This is a genomic window from Robertmurraya sp. DFI.2.37 (genome assembly GCF_029211245.1).
GTDB lineage: Bacteria > Bacillota > Bacilli > Bacillales > Cytobacillaceae > Robertmurraya > Robertmurraya methanolica_A.
In genome coordinates this window covers 71,566-86,868 of the sequence record NZ_JARGEJ010000006.1, presented here as the reverse complement: position 1 = coordinate 86,868, position 15,303 = coordinate 71,566, and the positions used below count along the sequence as shown (strand labels likewise).

Below are 15,303 nucleotides of genomic sequence, written 5' to 3'. Positions count from 1 at the left end.
AAATAAATGAAAAGAAGAACAGCTAGAGAAAAAGCGCTGCAGGCGTTGTTCCAAATTGATGTAAGTGGTGTGGAGCCGAAGGATGCGATTGCCCATGTCCTTGAAGGAGTAAGGAATGACGATTATTTATTGAAGTTAGTTTTAGGCGTTGTTGAAAACAAAGAAGAAATAGACGAAATGTTGCAGAAGCATCTCGAAAATTGGACGCTTGAACGGTTGGCGATTGTCGATCGTAACATTTTGCGACTTTCAGCATATGAACTTTTGTATTGCAAAGAGGATGTTCCGACGAAAGTGGCGATTGATGAAGCGATTGAAATCGCTAAAATCTATGGAGATGACCAATCGAGCCGCTTTATCAATGGAATATTATCAAAGATTCATTAATGGATTGTAACTAGTTTGCTTATGTAAAAGGGGTTATCTTATGAAGGAAAAGCGCTATCTTACTGTCGCAGCCTTAACGAAATATATAAAAAGAAAATTCGATGCCGATCCCCATTTACAAGGAGTTCATGTAAAAGGGGAAATTTCTAATTTTAAACAGCATTCAAGTGGGCATATGTATTTTACCTTAAAGGATGATAAAGCAAGAATATTGGCAGTGATGTTTTCCAGCGATGCGCGTGCCATGAAATTTATTCCTGAGAATGGGATGAAGGTTTTGATTACCGGAAATATCACCGTGTATGAGCAAAGCGGGCAATATCAAATTTATGTTAAGAACATGCAGCCTGACGGTATTGGTGAACTTTATTTGGCGTATGAACAGTTAAAAGAAAAATTAGAAAAAGAAGGGTTATTTTCACCTGCACATAAAAAACCACTTCCTAAATATCCAAAAACAATTGGAGTCATAACTTCACCAACAGGTGCGGCTGTCCGAGATATCATAACGACGATAAAAAGGAGATATCCGGTTGCCAGCATCCTCATTTTTCCCGCAATTGTTCAAGGAGATCAAGCGCCAAACTCGATTGTAAACGCCATTAAAAAAGCGAATGAAATGGATAAAGTCGATTGTTTAATTGTGGGCCGCGGCGGTGGCTCGATTGAGGAGTTATGGGCGTTCAATGAAGAGATAGTAGTTAGAGCGATCTATACTTCAACGATTCCTATTATTTCAGCAGTTGGGCATGAGACTGATTTTACGATAGCTGATTTTGTGGCGGATATGCGCGCTCCTACCCCGACAGGAGCTGCTGAATTAGCAGTACCTCACGTAGATGAATTGATGGAACGGATATTGACGAGACAAACAAGAATGCTGCGGGTTATGAAAGAGCGAGTTCATTATTCACAAGAACGTCTAAAGCAAATTGAACGTTCTTATGCATTTCGTTATCCAAGGCGAGCATATGAGCAGAAGATGGAGCAAGTTGACAAAGCAACAGAACGTCTTGTAAAAGGTGCGGAAAAACAATTTTTAACCCAAAAAGAAGCCTATTTAAATTTATATCGCCGTATTGAAAGACATAAACCACGTGAACTGTTAAATGAAGCAAGGGAACAGCATGAAAAAGCGGAAAGGCAACTGAACCGTATGATGACAGCTATTTTGGCAGACAAACAGAAGGATTTTAGACAAATGCTTACAACATTGGAAGCGTTAAGTCCATTGAAGGTAATGGAACGGGGCTATAGTCTTGTCTACGATGATAGCGGCAAACTGGTAAAAAGTGTTTGTCGCATTTCAAAAGAGGATCAACTAACCGTACGGATGGCAGACGGTTCGATTCAGTGCCAAGTGCTGAATGTTGAGGGGAAGGAGAATTAATAATGGAAGAAAAAATGACGTTTGAGGAAGCGATGAAAAATCTCGAAGATATTGTGGAAAAGCTGGAAGAAGGAGATGTGCCGTTAGAAGAAGCGATCACAATTTATCGAAAAGGAATGGAGCTTTCTAAGCTGTGCCACGATAAACTAAAAGATGTCGAAGAACAATTGACACAAATTATTACTGAAGATGGGAAAAAACAGGAGTTTTCTATCCAAGAGGAGGAGTAAAGTGGAGCTTTTAGCACCTTTTATGCAAAAACATAAAGAGCTCCTCGAGCAGCAATTACGGACAAGTGTGATGCAAATGAAGGCCCCAGAGATTATAAAAGAATCGATGTTATATTCTTTGGAGGCTGGCGGGAAGAGAATTCGACCGATGCTCTTATTTGCCACAATTGATGCATTCGGGGATAAAGTTGAAAAAGGGTTACTGACTGCAGCAGCAATTGAGATGGTTCATACATATTCTTTGATTCATGATGATCTCCCAAGCATGGATAACGATGATTTAAGAAGAGGCAGACCGACAAATCATAAAGTATACGGGGATGCTTTTGCGATTTTAGCAGGAGATGCTCTTCTAACTTATAGCTTCCAATTGATTACGGAAACTGCTGAGGTAGATGCTGAAACAAAGCTTAAACTAATACGAGAGCTTTCTATCGCTGCTGGTGCCGAAGGAATGGTCGGGGGGCAAGTTGCTGATATAAGCGGAGAAAATCGCTGTTTGACCTTGGACGAGCTTGAATATATTCATATTCATAAAACGGGCAAACTGTTGTCCTTTAGTGCTGTCGCAGGAGCTCTTTTAGCTGGAGCACCAAACGCTATGGTTGAGCAATTTGGAAAATTTGCCCATCACCTAGGACTAGCATTCCAAATTCGCGATGATATTCTTGATTTGGAAGGAAATGAGGTAAAGTTGGGGAAGCGTACTGGCAGTGATACTTTTAATCATAAAAGCACCTATCCTGCATTATTAACTATGGACGGTGCAAAGAAAGCATTGGTGCAGGAAATTGCGAAAGCGCAAGGCATTCTTCAGGAAACGGGTTTAAATACAGGAGTGCTTATGGAATTAACTGATTTGGTTGCAAATCGAGATCACTAATCTCCCCCTAATAAGGTGGCTTAAATCTGCTTTTTTACTAAATGGAATTTCTATGTTATAATACAGAATGATTTTGTCTAAATATTTATTTTGCTACATAAACTGAATGTAAACAAAAACTTTCTCTGTAAACACAGCAATGAGAGGGTACAACAAAATGGAGTATATCAACCTTCACTCTTTATTTTAAACAAGCTGTAGCAGTGAAAAGGAACGAGTAAAATAAATAATTTGCTTTAAATGGAATTTGCAAAACATAATTTCTATCAGACAATCAACATTTTTAACGACGATACAAAAAGTCTAAATTGACATGAGGTCAGTTCAGCCGTTATCACTTTTGTGCTAGCGGTTCTTTTTTCAAGGCTATGTTTTATATGATTTAAGTTGATTTTTGGCTCATCTACGTAAGCAACCTTCATTTCTTACGTCTATGAAGCTGATTCTGACTTTGTGGAAATAAGTAAGTTTTCTTTTCGTTTCATCGAGTCAGCCATAAAATAATCCAAAAATGAACGAAACCATATTTAACACAGTTTTTTTTAGAAATCCGAAATCGGAATCAATAATCCGAAAAAGAAATGAAAGTGAGTGGTCCGTTATGGATCTGTTATCAATAAAAGACCCATCTTTTTTGAAAGCATTGTCTAATAAGGAACTAGAGAAGCTTAGCCAAGAAATTCGTGAGTTTTTAATTGAAAAGTTGTCGAAAACAGGAGGCCATATTGGCCCAAATCTTGGTGTTGTTGAACTTACGATTGCGTTGCATAAATGCTTTAACAGCCCAAAGGATAAGATTCTATGGGATGTCGGTCATCAATCGTATGTTCATAAAATTCTTACAGGAAGAGCCGATCAATTTGACACGTTAAGACAATATAAGGGTCTTTGTGGATTCCCCAAAATGGTCGAAAGTGAACATGACGTCTGGGAAACAGGCCATAGCTCTACATCATTGTCTGCTGCGATGGGAATGGCGATCGCCCGTGATTTAAAAAAGGAGAAGTCCTTCATTGTACCCGTTATTGGTGATGGAGCGCTTACTGGTGGGATGGCACTTGAGGCGTTAAATCATATTGGGCATGAACGAAAAAATATGATTGTTGTTTTAAATGATAACGAAATGTCAATTGCACCGAATGTCGGTGCTCTTCACAATGTGCTAGGACGACTTCGGACGGCAGGTAAATATCAATGGGCTAAAGACGAATTGGAGTACTTACTGAAGAAAATTCCAGCTGTCGGTGGTAAATTGGCGGCTACAGCGGAAAGAATAAAGGACAGTTTAAAGTATTTGCTCGTTTCGGGAGTTTTCTTTGAAGAGCTCGGCTTTACCTATTTAGGTCCAATTGATGGCCATAATTACGATGCATTGCTAGAAAATATTGCTTATGCGAAGAAAATGGAAGGACCCGTTCTTCTTCATGTCATTACGAAAAAAGGAAAGGGTTATCAGCCGGCAGAAAATGATACAATCGGAACTTGGCATGGAACCGGAGCTTATAAAATTGAGACGGGTGACTTTATTAAGCCTGTTCAATCTCCTCCAGCATGGAGCAAACTTGTTAGTGAAACGGTACGGAAGATTGCCCGTGAAGATGAGAGGGTTGTCGCGATTACTCCAGCAATGCCAGTTGGTTCTAAATTAGAAGGCTTTGCTAGCGAATTTCCTGAGCGCATGTATGATGTCGGGATCGCTGAACAGCATGCCGCGACAATGGCAGCAGGATTGGCGACACAAAACATGAAGCCGTTCCTAGCGATATATTCTACGTTTTTGCAGCGTGCCTACGATCAGGTCGTCCATGATATTTGTCGTCAAAACTTAAATGTCTTTATTGGAATTGACCGTGCTGGTTTAGTCGGGGCTGACGGAGAAACTCATCAAGGGGTATTTGATATTGCCTTTTTGCGGCATGTACCCAATATGGTGTTAATGATGCCAAAGGATGAGAATGAAGGACAACATCTTGTCCATACGGCGTTAAAATACGATGAGGGTCCAATTGCGATGAGATTCCCAAGAGGAAATGGTCTCGGAGTTCCTTTAGATGAAGAGCTGAAAGAAATACCGATTGGAACATGGGAAGTATTAAAAGAAGGGCTTGATGGAGCGATTTTAACTTTTGGGACGACGATCCCAATGGCTATGAAGGCGGCAGAAATTCTTGAGAAACAGGGAGTTTCGATCAAGGTGATTAATGCGCGTTTCATTAAACCAATTGATGAAGATATGCTTCTCGGTCTATTAGGAGTAGATATGCCGATTCTTACTATCGAAGAAGCTGTTCTACAAGGTGGATTTGGTAGCTCTATTTTAGAATTTGCATCTGAAAAAGGATACCACCATGCTGAAATTGATCGCATTGGTATTCCTGATCGATTTATCGAACACGGAAGTGTGAATGAATTGCTAAATGAAATTGGCCTGACAACAGAAAATGTTGTCAATAAACTGCAAACATTGGCAAGAAAAAAACAAAAAAGGGCCTAAACAAAAATGAAAAAGGAACGGATAGACGTTTTATTAGTAGAACGAGGTTTAGTTGAAACCCGTGAAAAGGCCAAAAGAGCGATTATGGCTGGTCTTGTTTATAGTAATGAAGAACGGTTAGACAAGCCTGGGGAAAAAATTAGTATTGAAAGTCCGCTTACAGTGAAAGGAAATGTCCTTCCTTATGTAAGTCGGGGAGGATTAAAGCTTGAGAAAGCGTTGAAAGAATTTGATTTAAATATTGAAGGCAAGATTCTGCTAGATATCGGTGCTTCGACTGGTGGTTTTACAGACTGCGCCCTACAAAATGGGGCGAAAATGTCCTATGCTCTTGATGTAGGTTATAACCAATTAGCGTGGAAGCTCAGACAGGACGAGAGAGTTGTTGTCATGGAAAGAACTAATTTTCGCTACGTGACTCCAGCTGATCTGTCGGCTGAGCTCCCTAACTTTGCTTCAATTGATGTTTCATTTATATCATTGAAATTGATCTTTCCTGTATTAAAAACATTGCTTGTTCCGGGAAGTGATATTGTCGCGTTAATTAAGCCTCAATTTGAAGCAGGACGTGAGCAGGTAGGAAAAAAAGGGATTGTTCGGGACCCAAATGTACATGAAGAGGTTCTCGAAAAAATGATTGATTTCGTGTTAAAAGAAGGTTATGATGTCAAGAATTTGTCCTACTCTCCGATCACGGGAGGAGATGGGAATATCGAGTTTCTCCTTCATATTCAGTGGAATGGGTCGAAGGTTATGGGGGAGAAAAGCTTGCTTTATTTACCATCAGACATTGTGCGTAGCGCCCATGAACAATTGAAAAGAAAGCAAACAGAGGAATAAGTAGAGGCTTATTCCTTTTTTGTGTGAGTTGTAAATTTGGAAATTTTAGCAAAAAAAGCATTGCTAAAGGTGGAGACTAAAGAGGAATATCGTCGTTTAATCACGAATCATTATATGAAAAAGTATACATTTTCCTGTTTTTCAGCTAACATATTATTGAATGATCTGTGCAATTATGAATGTAAAAAAGTAAAATAGTATAACACCATTACACTGTATAAATTTCAGAGGTGATTTATTTATGAATAAAGGTCAGCGCCATATTAAAATAAGAGAAATTATAACAAATAATGATATTGAAACACAGGACGAGCTTGTTGATGAATTAAAAATAGCAGGTTTTAATGTTACGCAGGCAACGGTTTCAAGAGATATAAAAGAGCTTCATTTAGTAAAGGTACCTCTTATGGATGGCCGCTATAAGTATAGTCTCCCGGCCGATCAACGCTTTAATCCTCTGCAAAAATTAAAAAGAAATCTCATGGATGCGTTTGTTCGCATCGATCAAGCGGGACATTTGCTTGTTATGAAGACATTGCCTGGAAACGCAATGGCAATAGGGGCGTTAATTGATAATCTTGATTGGGAAGAGATATTAGGAACAATTTGCGGGGATGATACGATTTTAATTATTTGCAAAACTCCAGTTGAGACAGAAATCATACAGGCTCGATTTCTTGAAATGCTGTAACAATTCCTTTGTCCGTGATTCAAAACCTGAGCGTAATATTTACGTTTATTTTCATTTTGTTTAAAGAACAAATGAAATCAATCATACATGTGAATCTGGACTAAGTGAAGATGAATTTGATTTAGAGGTGATTATTCATGCTCAGCGAGTTATCGATTAAAAATTTTGCTATAATTGAGGCACTTTCGATTTCTTTTGACAAAGGGCTAACGGTTCTTTCTGGCGAAACAGGAGCAGGAAAATCAATTATTATTGATGCCATTCATTTGCTCGTTGGTGGCAGAGGTTCATCTGAATTTGTCCGCCATGGGGAAGAGAAAGCGGAAATTGAAGGGCTTTTTCAAATTGATCATGATTCACATCCATTATTTCATAAGGTGCAGGAGTTTGGCATCGAGATTGAAGACGGAATGATCATCCTTCGACGCGACATTTCAAAGAGTGGGAAAAGTATTTGCCGCATAAATGGGAAGCTAGTGACAATTTCAACACTGCGTGAAATCGGTGCGGCGCTTGTTGATATTCATGGTCAGCATGAGCATCAAGAATTAATGGATGAAACCCGTCATTTATTCTTGCTTGATCAATTTGGCGGCAAGGAAATTGAGGACGTCTATCAAGAGTATGTACATATTTATCAGCGATATGAAAAAACGCATAGGGCATTAAAACATTTGAGTGAAAATGAACAGCAGGTTGCACATCGTTTAGATTTAATTTCTTTTCAATTAGAGGAAATTCAAAAAGCGGATTTAAAGCTTCATGAAGATGAGGAGCTTATCGAGGAAAGAAGGAAGCTGAGCAATTTTGAGAAGCTTCATGAAGCGTTGAATATAAGCTATTCAGCCTTACAGGGCGATAATAAAGGGCTCGATTGGCTTGGTCTCGCGATGAACCATTTGGAAGACGCAGCATCGATTGATGAGCACTATAAAGAGGTATCTGATACGGTTTCCAATAGCTTTTATGTACTTGAGGATATCGTACGGACATTAAGAAATGAGCTTGATATCCTTGAATTTGATCCTGAACGTTTGAGTAATATTGAGGATAGGCTTAACGAAATTAATCAACTAAAGCGAAAGTATGGAAAAACAATTGCCGAGATATTAGAGTATGCGGCCAAAATTGAGGAAGAGCTGGAAACACTGCAGAATAAAGAAACACATATTGAGAAATTGCAGCGGGAGCTTTCCGTCATCCAGAAAGACCTGGCCATTGAAGCTCGTGAATTAAGTAAGGTGAGACAAAAGTATGCTGGACAACTAACAAAATTGATTCATACTGAATTAAAAGAGCTTTACATGGAAAAAACACTATTCGAAGTACGATTTATTAGTGATTACGAGCATTTTACATCTGCCGGTTCAGATAAAGTTGAATTTTACATTTCTACCAACCCGGGTGAACCATTAAAACCACTTTCAAAAATTGCCTCTGGTGGAGAATTATCGCGAATTATGCTTGCCTTAAAGAGCATCTTTTCAAAGCATCAGGGCATCACATCGATTATTTTCGACGAAGTCGATACGGGAGTCAGTGGCCGGGTAGCACAAGCGATTGCTGAAAAAATATATCATGTGTCTGTTGACTCGCAAGTTCTGTGTATTTCCCACCTTCCTCAAGTAGCAGCAATGGCCGATACTCACTTATTTATTGCGAAAAAAATCGCGGAAGGTCGGACAAGGACATCCGTAAAAGTTTTGGATGAAATTGAAAAAATTCGTGAAATTGGGAGGATGATTTCAGGGGTAGAGATAACCGATTTAACGAAGGAGCATGCAAAAGAACTTCTTCATTTAGCAAAAGAGATTAAAATAACACAATGAAAGCTATCCGAATTTGGATAGCTTTATTTTTATAGAGGAAGATTCGAATGGATAGAAATAAAAAGGTAAATCATAGTTCACGCGTGATTATCATTTTTTATCTTTTTATTTGAATAAAGGGTAAATCATTTAGTATACGCAATGTCCTTAAAGAAGCAGTATAACGATTGAAAATAAAGTAAATACTGTTGTTGAGAAATGGTTGGCCAAATACGTTAACATTATCTAAAAGCCATCATCGTTCAGCCAAAATGATCATTTTACTTCATTATTATAACAACATATAGCAAAATAATTCTGCAAGCGCCCAAGTTCCATTAACATCCATTCTGGGTAGCTTTTTTATCTCTCTAGCGGTTATAAATGCGTCTAAAGGAGGCAAAATTAAAGGTGTAGCCATTTTAGAGTGAGTGTGTGTGGACTAGAAGCGAGGAGAGTGAAGATGTTGAATTTTGAACTTCTTAGAAAAATAATTGGTGGAATTCTCCTTGTTTCAATTGTTGCTCTTGGTTTTTCGAAACCTGTGCAGCAGTATATTCAATTACCAAAGGAAGTAACCCTTTTTGAAGGGCAAGAATTTACTTTTCAGAAATCCCGACCAGTGTCAGCAGAAATGAATAGCTCTAACCTTAGTGTTTCAGTCGATGATGAAGATAATACAGTTTCATTAAATGCAAACAAATACGGAAAAAATGAGATGCTATTAGAATTAGCGGGTTTTCCAATTAAAAAGGTCGATGTCAATGTTCTAAAGGATTTTAAAGTAATTCCAGGTGGCCAATCTATCGGGGTTAAATTAAATACAGTTGGGGTTCTGGTAGTAGGACACCATCAGGTGAATACAATTGAAGGAAAGCAATCACCGGGAGAGGAAGCGGGAATAAAAGTCGGCGATATTATTACGAGGATCAATGGGAAGCAGATTGAAAAAATGTCTGATGTTGCCCCTTTTGTTCAAGAGGCCGGAGAATCAGGAAAACCGTTGAAGGTTGAGATTAGTCGTGAAAGTGGAAAAGTAACAACAGAACTAAAGCCGCAAAAGGAAAAAGATGAAGATAAGTTTAAGCTTGGTCTCTATATTCGAGATTCAGCAGCAGGAATAGGGACGATGACGTTCTATCATCCTCAAAGTAAAAAATACGGTGCTTTAGGGCACGTCATATCTGATATGGATACGAAAAAGCCCATTGTCGTAGAAGACGGGCAAATTGTTCGTTCAACTGTAACATCCATTGAAAAAGGAAGCAATGGAGATCCTGGAGAAAAATTAGCTAGGTTCTCTTCAGATAAAGAGGTAATTGGAAATATCCAACGAAATAGCCCATTTGGAATATTTGGAAAGCTTAATCGTGATATTGAGAACGGAGTTATGGATAAAGCTTTGCCAATCGCTCTTTCTCATCAAGTTAAGGAAGGTCCGGCACAAATACTGACAGTTGTCGATAATGATGAAGTTAAACTTTTTGACATCGAAATTGTCAGTACGATCCCGCAAAAGTTCCCTGCCACGAAAGGAATGGTCTTAAAGGTTACAGATAAAGAATTGCTTGATAAGACAGGCGGAATCGTTCAAGGGATGTCGGGAAGCCCAATTATTCAAGATGGTAAAGTAGTTGGAGCTGTTACTCATGTATTTGTTAACGATCCAACTTCAGGTTACGGGGTTCATATAGAGTGGATGCTTAATGAAGCAGGGATCGATATTTATGAAAAAGAAGAGGAAAAAGCAAGTTAAATTAATTACCTTATGGAGGTGGAATTTTCCGCCTCCATCTTCTTTTTTTATGATAGCAGTGTATAATATGGATAAAGATAAAGATTTTTCGACAAAGTTATCATTTTAAAAAAATCAAGTGACGAAACTAGTCGAAAATAAGAGAAAATAGAAGAAAATCAAAGAATTAATACATTTTTGCAGAAAAAATAAAAAAAGAAAAGGATTTTTATTGGCTTTGTCGAATTGAATATTTAGAATAAAGATATAAGAATCAAATTTTAGAGACGAGAAACTTAAGGATCGAGGAGGAAACTGTAAGTGAAGAAAATTAAAGTTTGTGTAGTTGATGACAATCGAGAACTAGTGGGTCTATTAGAAGATTATATTTCTTCTCAGGAAGACATGGAAGTTGTAGGTGTGGCCCATAATGGACAGGAGTGCCTGGAAGTATTGCAGGAAACTGACCCAGATGTTCTTGTTTTAGATATTATTATGCCGCATTTAGATGGATTAGCAGTATTGGAAAGGCTAAGGGAGATGAAAAAGAACCATCTTCCTAATGTTATTATGTTAACGGCCTTTGGCCAGGAAGATGTAACGAAAAAAGCAGTTGAGTTAGGTGCGTCTTATTTTATTTTAAAACCATTTGACTTAGAGCATTTAGGCAATCACATTCGTCAGGTAAGCGGAAAGGAAGCGCCTGTTATGAGAAAATCATCAGGGTTAGCAAGTGCTGTTAGACCAGTTGTGGAAGAAAAGCCAAGAAACCTCGATGCTAGTATTACAAGTATTATTCATGAAATTGGTGTCCCTGCTCATATTAAAGGGTATTTATATTTAAGAGAAGCTATTTCCATGGTTTATAATGACATAGAATTATTAGGATCGATTACGAAAGTTTTATATCCCGATATTGCCAAAAAATATAACACTACAGCTAGCCGCGTCGAGCGTGCTATTCGTCATGCCATCGAAGTGGCATGGAGCCGTGGTAATATCGATTCAATTTCATCTTTATTTGGTTATACCGTATCCATGTCCAAAGCAAAGCCAACCAACTCAGAATTTATCGCAATGGTGGCTGATAAGCTTCGTTTGGAGCATAAGGCTTCTTGAAAGGGAAAGGACTAAATAAAAGATGTCGAATGGGCGTCTTTTATTTCTGATTTAGGAGGTAGGAGAAACTTGACACTTATTTTTGCCCACCGTGGTTATTCTGCAAAATTCCCTGAGAATACGATGAAAGCTTTTAGGGAAGCGGAAAATGCAGGTGCTGATGGTATTGAATTAGATGTCCAATTAACAAAAGACAATGAGCTCGTTGTCATTCATGATGACAAAGTCGATCGTACGACCAATGGGAGAGGTTTTGTGAAAGATTATTCCTTCGCAGAATTGCGGAGACTTGATGCAAGCTATAAGCATAAGACAATTTTAAAAAAAGAGCCGATTCCTTCTTTAAAAGAAGTGCTTGCGTGGCTACAAACCAATCAACTTCAGTGCAATATTGAAATTAAAAGCAGTGCGGAATCATACATGAAAATAGAGGAGCCCCTTATTGAGCTTATTCGTGAATTTGCTTTAACAGAGCGAGTGATCATTTCGTCATTTAATCATTATAGTATCGTATACTGCTATCGCCTTGCTCCTGAAATTGAAATTGCTCCCTTATATCATGAGGGGCTCTACATGCCTTGGGTCTATACCCGCTCGATTAAAGCAAAGGGGATGCATCCTAATTATCGAGTCGCTCCCAATGAAATCATTAAAGCTTCTCTTGAGTCTGGTATTGAAGTGAGACCTTATACTGTCAATAAAGAACAGGAGATGAGAAGACTCTTTGATATTGGTTGTACGGCATTTATTACAGACGATCCAGTGAAGGCGCTTAAAATTAGAAAAGAGTATCATTAAATTATTCTCAATTGCGAAAGGCATCCACAAAAAGTTTGTGGATGCCTTTCTAGTCATTAATGAGCGCGTTAACAAGCGAGTAAGAAAGAGAGCCTCATCCGTTGTCGGGCAGAAACAGGTGCTGTACGGAGGTACAGAGGAAAGCTCCATTTATTATCGTCCGCTGGTAACCTATTTGAACTAGCTTAAAAGGCGCCCTGCTCTTTAAATAAATGTGTTAAACTAAAGTTTCTTATCCAATTTAAAGCGATTCTGCACTTTATTTTTCTTGCGATCACGATGAAGGATAAATCCTCCGATAAAGGCTAATCCAGCTAAAAACAATAATAGTCCAGAGATAAATTGCAGCCATAATAATGAGGAGGTAAACGGTCCAATTGTAATTCCAAAGACCATATCGCGCATCATTTTAATTCCATATGCTGCAATGATTCCAGGTATTACTAAAATTAATAATGCTATAATCCGAATCATAAAAATCCTCATTTCTATTTGATCCCCTATATTATAACATGCTTTTTCAATATAAGTATGTCGTCCTCTTGACATTCTCGTTTCCCAAACTTTTAACATTTTTTTAAGGTTTTGTTAAAAAAATACGGTGAATAAAACGATTTATTTCGCGGTAAACATTGGTTTCATATTTCTTTCTGTTATGCAGAAGGGTAAGAAAATTAGCCAAAAATCAACGGCAACTTATACTAAAACATATTCTAAAAAAATTTGTCATTGAAACCGATTAACACTAAAATAGACTTATGTGCAAAAAAATTCATTCTTTATGAAAATTTTTTCTTGCAAGAAGGTAGGGGAAATCATGTGCAAACAGTAATGATTGTTGGAGCTGGATTGGGTGGATTATCGATTTTAAAGATATTAAAAGAAACCGCTGTTCTGGATGTGAAAGTGGTCATCGATATAGATGAAAATGCTCCGGGAATCTTGTTTGCTAAGGAGCTAGGGATTGAAGTGGGAACGGATTGGAAAAAATATTTAGCTGATCAACTAGATGTGGTCATAGAAGTAACAGGAAGACAAGAGGTATTTAATGAAATTCGTGAGTTAAGAGACCGGAGGACAGTGTTAATTCCGGGGAGTATGGCTTATCTAATTTCTAAGTTGATTGAAGAAAAAGAAGAATTAATCTCTAGACTTGAATACGAAACCTACAAACATGACTTAATATTTAATGCAACTGGTGATGGCATGCTAGTTGTAGATAAAGATGCGACGATCACCTTCATCAATCATAGTGCAGCAACGATGATCGGGATGAAAAAGGAAGAAATGATCGGAAAACCGGTTTTAGAAGTTGTTCCAACAAGCCGTTTGCCGATTATTTTAGAAACTGGAAAACCTGAAACGAATCGAAAGCAAACTCTTGCGAACGGGATGAAGATCATCACGACGAGAATCCCGATGATCGCTGAAAATAATGAAATAATCGGGGCATTTGCCGTTTTTAAGGATATAACAGAGGTTGTCAATTTAGCAGAGGAACTCACCAATCTAAAAGAAGTACAAACGATGCTTGAATCAGTGATTCAATCGAGTGAAGAAGCGATTTCTGTTGTTGATGAAAATGGAATAGGGATCATTATTAATCCAGCTTACACGAGGTTAACTGGGCTTTCTGAAGCAGAGGTTATCGGTCAACCGGCGACTGCTGATATTTCTGAAGGAGAAAGCATGCATATGCAAGTTTTAAAAACGAGACGTGCTGTTCGTGGGGTGGCAATGCGATTAGGCCCGAACAAAAAAGAGGTCATTGTCAATGTGGCGCCCGTCATTGTTGATGGCAAATTAAAAGGAAGTGTCGGAGTCGTTCATGACATGTCTGAAATAAAGAGCTTGAACCGAGAACTGAGCAGAGCGAGGCAGATTATTCGAACACTGGAAGCAAAATATTCATTTGAAGACATTATTGGTGATTCCGAAGAGATGCGTTTAGCTATTGAGCAAGCGAAGCTGGGGGCTAGAACACCTGCTACCGTTCTTCTCCGTGGAGAGTCCGGTACTGGAAAAGAGCTTTTTGCTCATGCAATCCATAACGCAAGTGATAGAAAGTATAACAAATTTGTTCGCGTTAATTGTGCTTCCCTCTCAGAGTCATTACTTGAAAGCGAACTTTTCGGTTATGAAGAAGGAGCTTTTTCTGGTGCGAAAAGAGGAGGAAAGCGAGGTCTTTTTGAAGAGGCGAACAATGGTAGTATTTTTTTAGATGAAATTGGTGAATTAACAGCGAATACTCAAGCGAAACTATTACGAGTACTGCAGGAAAATGAAATTACTCGAGTCGGTGGCACGAAGCCAATTTCCATTAATGTAAGAGTAATTGCGGCTACAAATGTTAATATTGAAAAAGGGATCATCAATGGGACATTTAGAGAAGATTTATATTATCGTCTCAATCGAATGCCGATCCATATTCCTCCGTTAAGGGATCGAAAAGGAGATATTCCGTTATTATGTGAGCGTCTGATCCAGAAGATTAATCAAGATTATGGAAGAAATGTGGAAGGAGTAACGGCAGAGGCCATGAAACATTTGCTTCAATATCATTGGCCCGGGAATGTTAGAGAATTGGAAAATATATTAGGACGAGCGATTATTTTCATGAATTATCATGAAACGGAGATTGCTCTGCTGCATTTACCGAATTTAAACATCATTCAGGAGCAGATAATTGAACCATTCTCTCATTCTGAAACAGAAGGAGAGACATTAAACGTGAGATTAGAGCGATATGAGAAAGAAATTATCGCAAAAACGCTTGTAAAAATGAATGGCAATAAGACGGAGACAGCCAAAGCATTAGGTTTATCTGTTCGTAATCTCTACTATAAGTTGGACAAATACAATTTATAAGGCTATGATCATGTTTGTAAAGATTAGCATGCAACTTTTTTCGCATGTCTGCAAAAAAAT

13 protein-coding genes are annotated in these 15,303 nt (G+C 38.3%); 12 read left to right on the top strand and 1 reads right to left on the bottom strand.

The features are described from left to right. Positions 1-6 precede the first annotated feature (6 nt). The 11 genes from nusB (at position 7) to PZE06_RS05100 (ending at position 12,375) form a co-directional block, all read left to right on the top strand. Positions 7-387 (top strand): transcription antitermination factor NusB, encoded by a 381-nt coding sequence (gene nusB / locus PZE06_RS05150; protein WP_150915085.1) that lies wholly within the window; start codon positions 7-9, stop codon positions 385-387. Positions 388-427: 40 nt separating this feature from the next. Further along, positions 428-1,777 carry an exodeoxyribonuclease VII large subunit gene (gene xseA / locus PZE06_RS05145; RefSeq protein WP_150915084.1) on the top strand — a complete coding sequence of 450 codons (1,350 nt, stop codon included), beginning with the start codon at positions 428-430 and terminating at the stop codon, positions 1,775-1,777. A gap of 2 nt (positions 1,778-1,779) precedes the next feature. Next, positions 1,780-2,007 carry an exodeoxyribonuclease VII small subunit gene (locus PZE06_RS05140; protein WP_150915083.1) on the top strand — a complete coding sequence of 76 codons (228 nt, stop codon included), beginning with the start codon at positions 1,780-1,782 and terminating at the stop codon, positions 2,005-2,007. Positions 2,008-2,029: 22 nt separating this feature from the next. Then, a complete protein-coding gene (locus PZE06_RS05135) occupies positions 2,030-2,890 on the top strand; it encodes a polyprenyl synthetase family protein (protein ID WP_150915123.1) in 861 nt (286 codons plus the stop codon). A gap of 601 nt (positions 2,891-3,491) precedes the next feature. After that, complete coding sequence (dxs, locus tag PZE06_RS05130; RefSeq protein WP_150915082.1) at positions 3,492-5,384, top strand: 1-deoxy-D-xylulose-5-phosphate synthase; 1,893 nt, start codon at positions 3,492-3,494, stop codon at positions 5,382-5,384. Positions 5,385-5,390: 6 nt separating this feature from the next. Further along, complete coding sequence (locus PZE06_RS05125) at positions 5,391-6,224, top strand: TlyA family RNA methyltransferase (protein ID WP_150915081.1); 834 nt, start codon at positions 5,391-5,393, stop codon at positions 6,222-6,224. A gap of 241 nt (positions 6,225-6,465) precedes the next feature. Then, positions 6,466-6,915: a transcriptional regulator AhrC/ArgR gene (ahrC, locus tag PZE06_RS05120; protein WP_095306695.1), complete on the top strand. Its 450-nt coding sequence runs from the start codon at positions 6,466-6,468 to the stop codon at positions 6,913-6,915. A gap of 137 nt (positions 6,916-7,052) precedes the next feature. Then, positions 7,053-8,744, top strand: a complete 1,692-nt coding sequence (gene recN, locus PZE06_RS05115) for a DNA repair protein RecN (RefSeq protein WP_150915080.1) — start codon at positions 7,053-7,055, stop codon at positions 8,742-8,744. A 442-nt stretch (positions 8,745-9,186) separates the two neighbouring features. Next, entirely contained in the window at positions 9,187-10,479 is a 1,293-nt protein-coding gene (spoIVB, locus tag PZE06_RS05110; RefSeq protein ID WP_483314055.1) for a SpoIVB peptidase, read from the top strand. 300 nt (positions 10,480-10,779) lie between these two features. Continuing rightward, a complete protein-coding gene (gene spo0A, locus PZE06_RS05105) occupies positions 10,780-11,577 on the top strand; it encodes a sporulation transcription factor Spo0A (protein ID WP_095306693.1) in 798 nt (265 codons plus the stop codon). 69 nt (positions 11,578-11,646) lie between these two features. Beyond that, on the top strand, positions 11,647-12,375 hold the full coding sequence (locus PZE06_RS05100; RefSeq protein ID WP_150915079.1) for a glycerophosphodiester phosphodiesterase: 729 nt from the start codon (positions 11,647-11,649) through the stop codon (positions 12,373-12,375). A 222-nt stretch (positions 12,376-12,597) separates the two neighbouring features. Here the strand turns inward: PZE06_RS05100 and PZE06_RS05095 are convergent, their stop codons facing one another. After that, positions 12,598-12,849, bottom strand: coding sequence for a DUF2627 domain-containing protein (locus PZE06_RS05095; protein WP_095306723.1), 252 nt, complete (start codon positions 12,847-12,849; stop codon positions 12,598-12,600). Positions 12,850-13,194: 345 nt separating this feature from the next. Between PZE06_RS05095 and PZE06_RS05090 the strand changes: the two genes are divergently transcribed. Next, positions 13,195-15,243: a sigma 54-interacting transcriptional regulator gene (locus PZE06_RS05090; protein ID WP_150915078.1), complete on the top strand. Its 2,049-nt coding sequence runs from the start codon at positions 13,195-13,197 to the stop codon at positions 15,241-15,243. Positions 15,244-15,303: the final 60 nt, after the last annotated feature.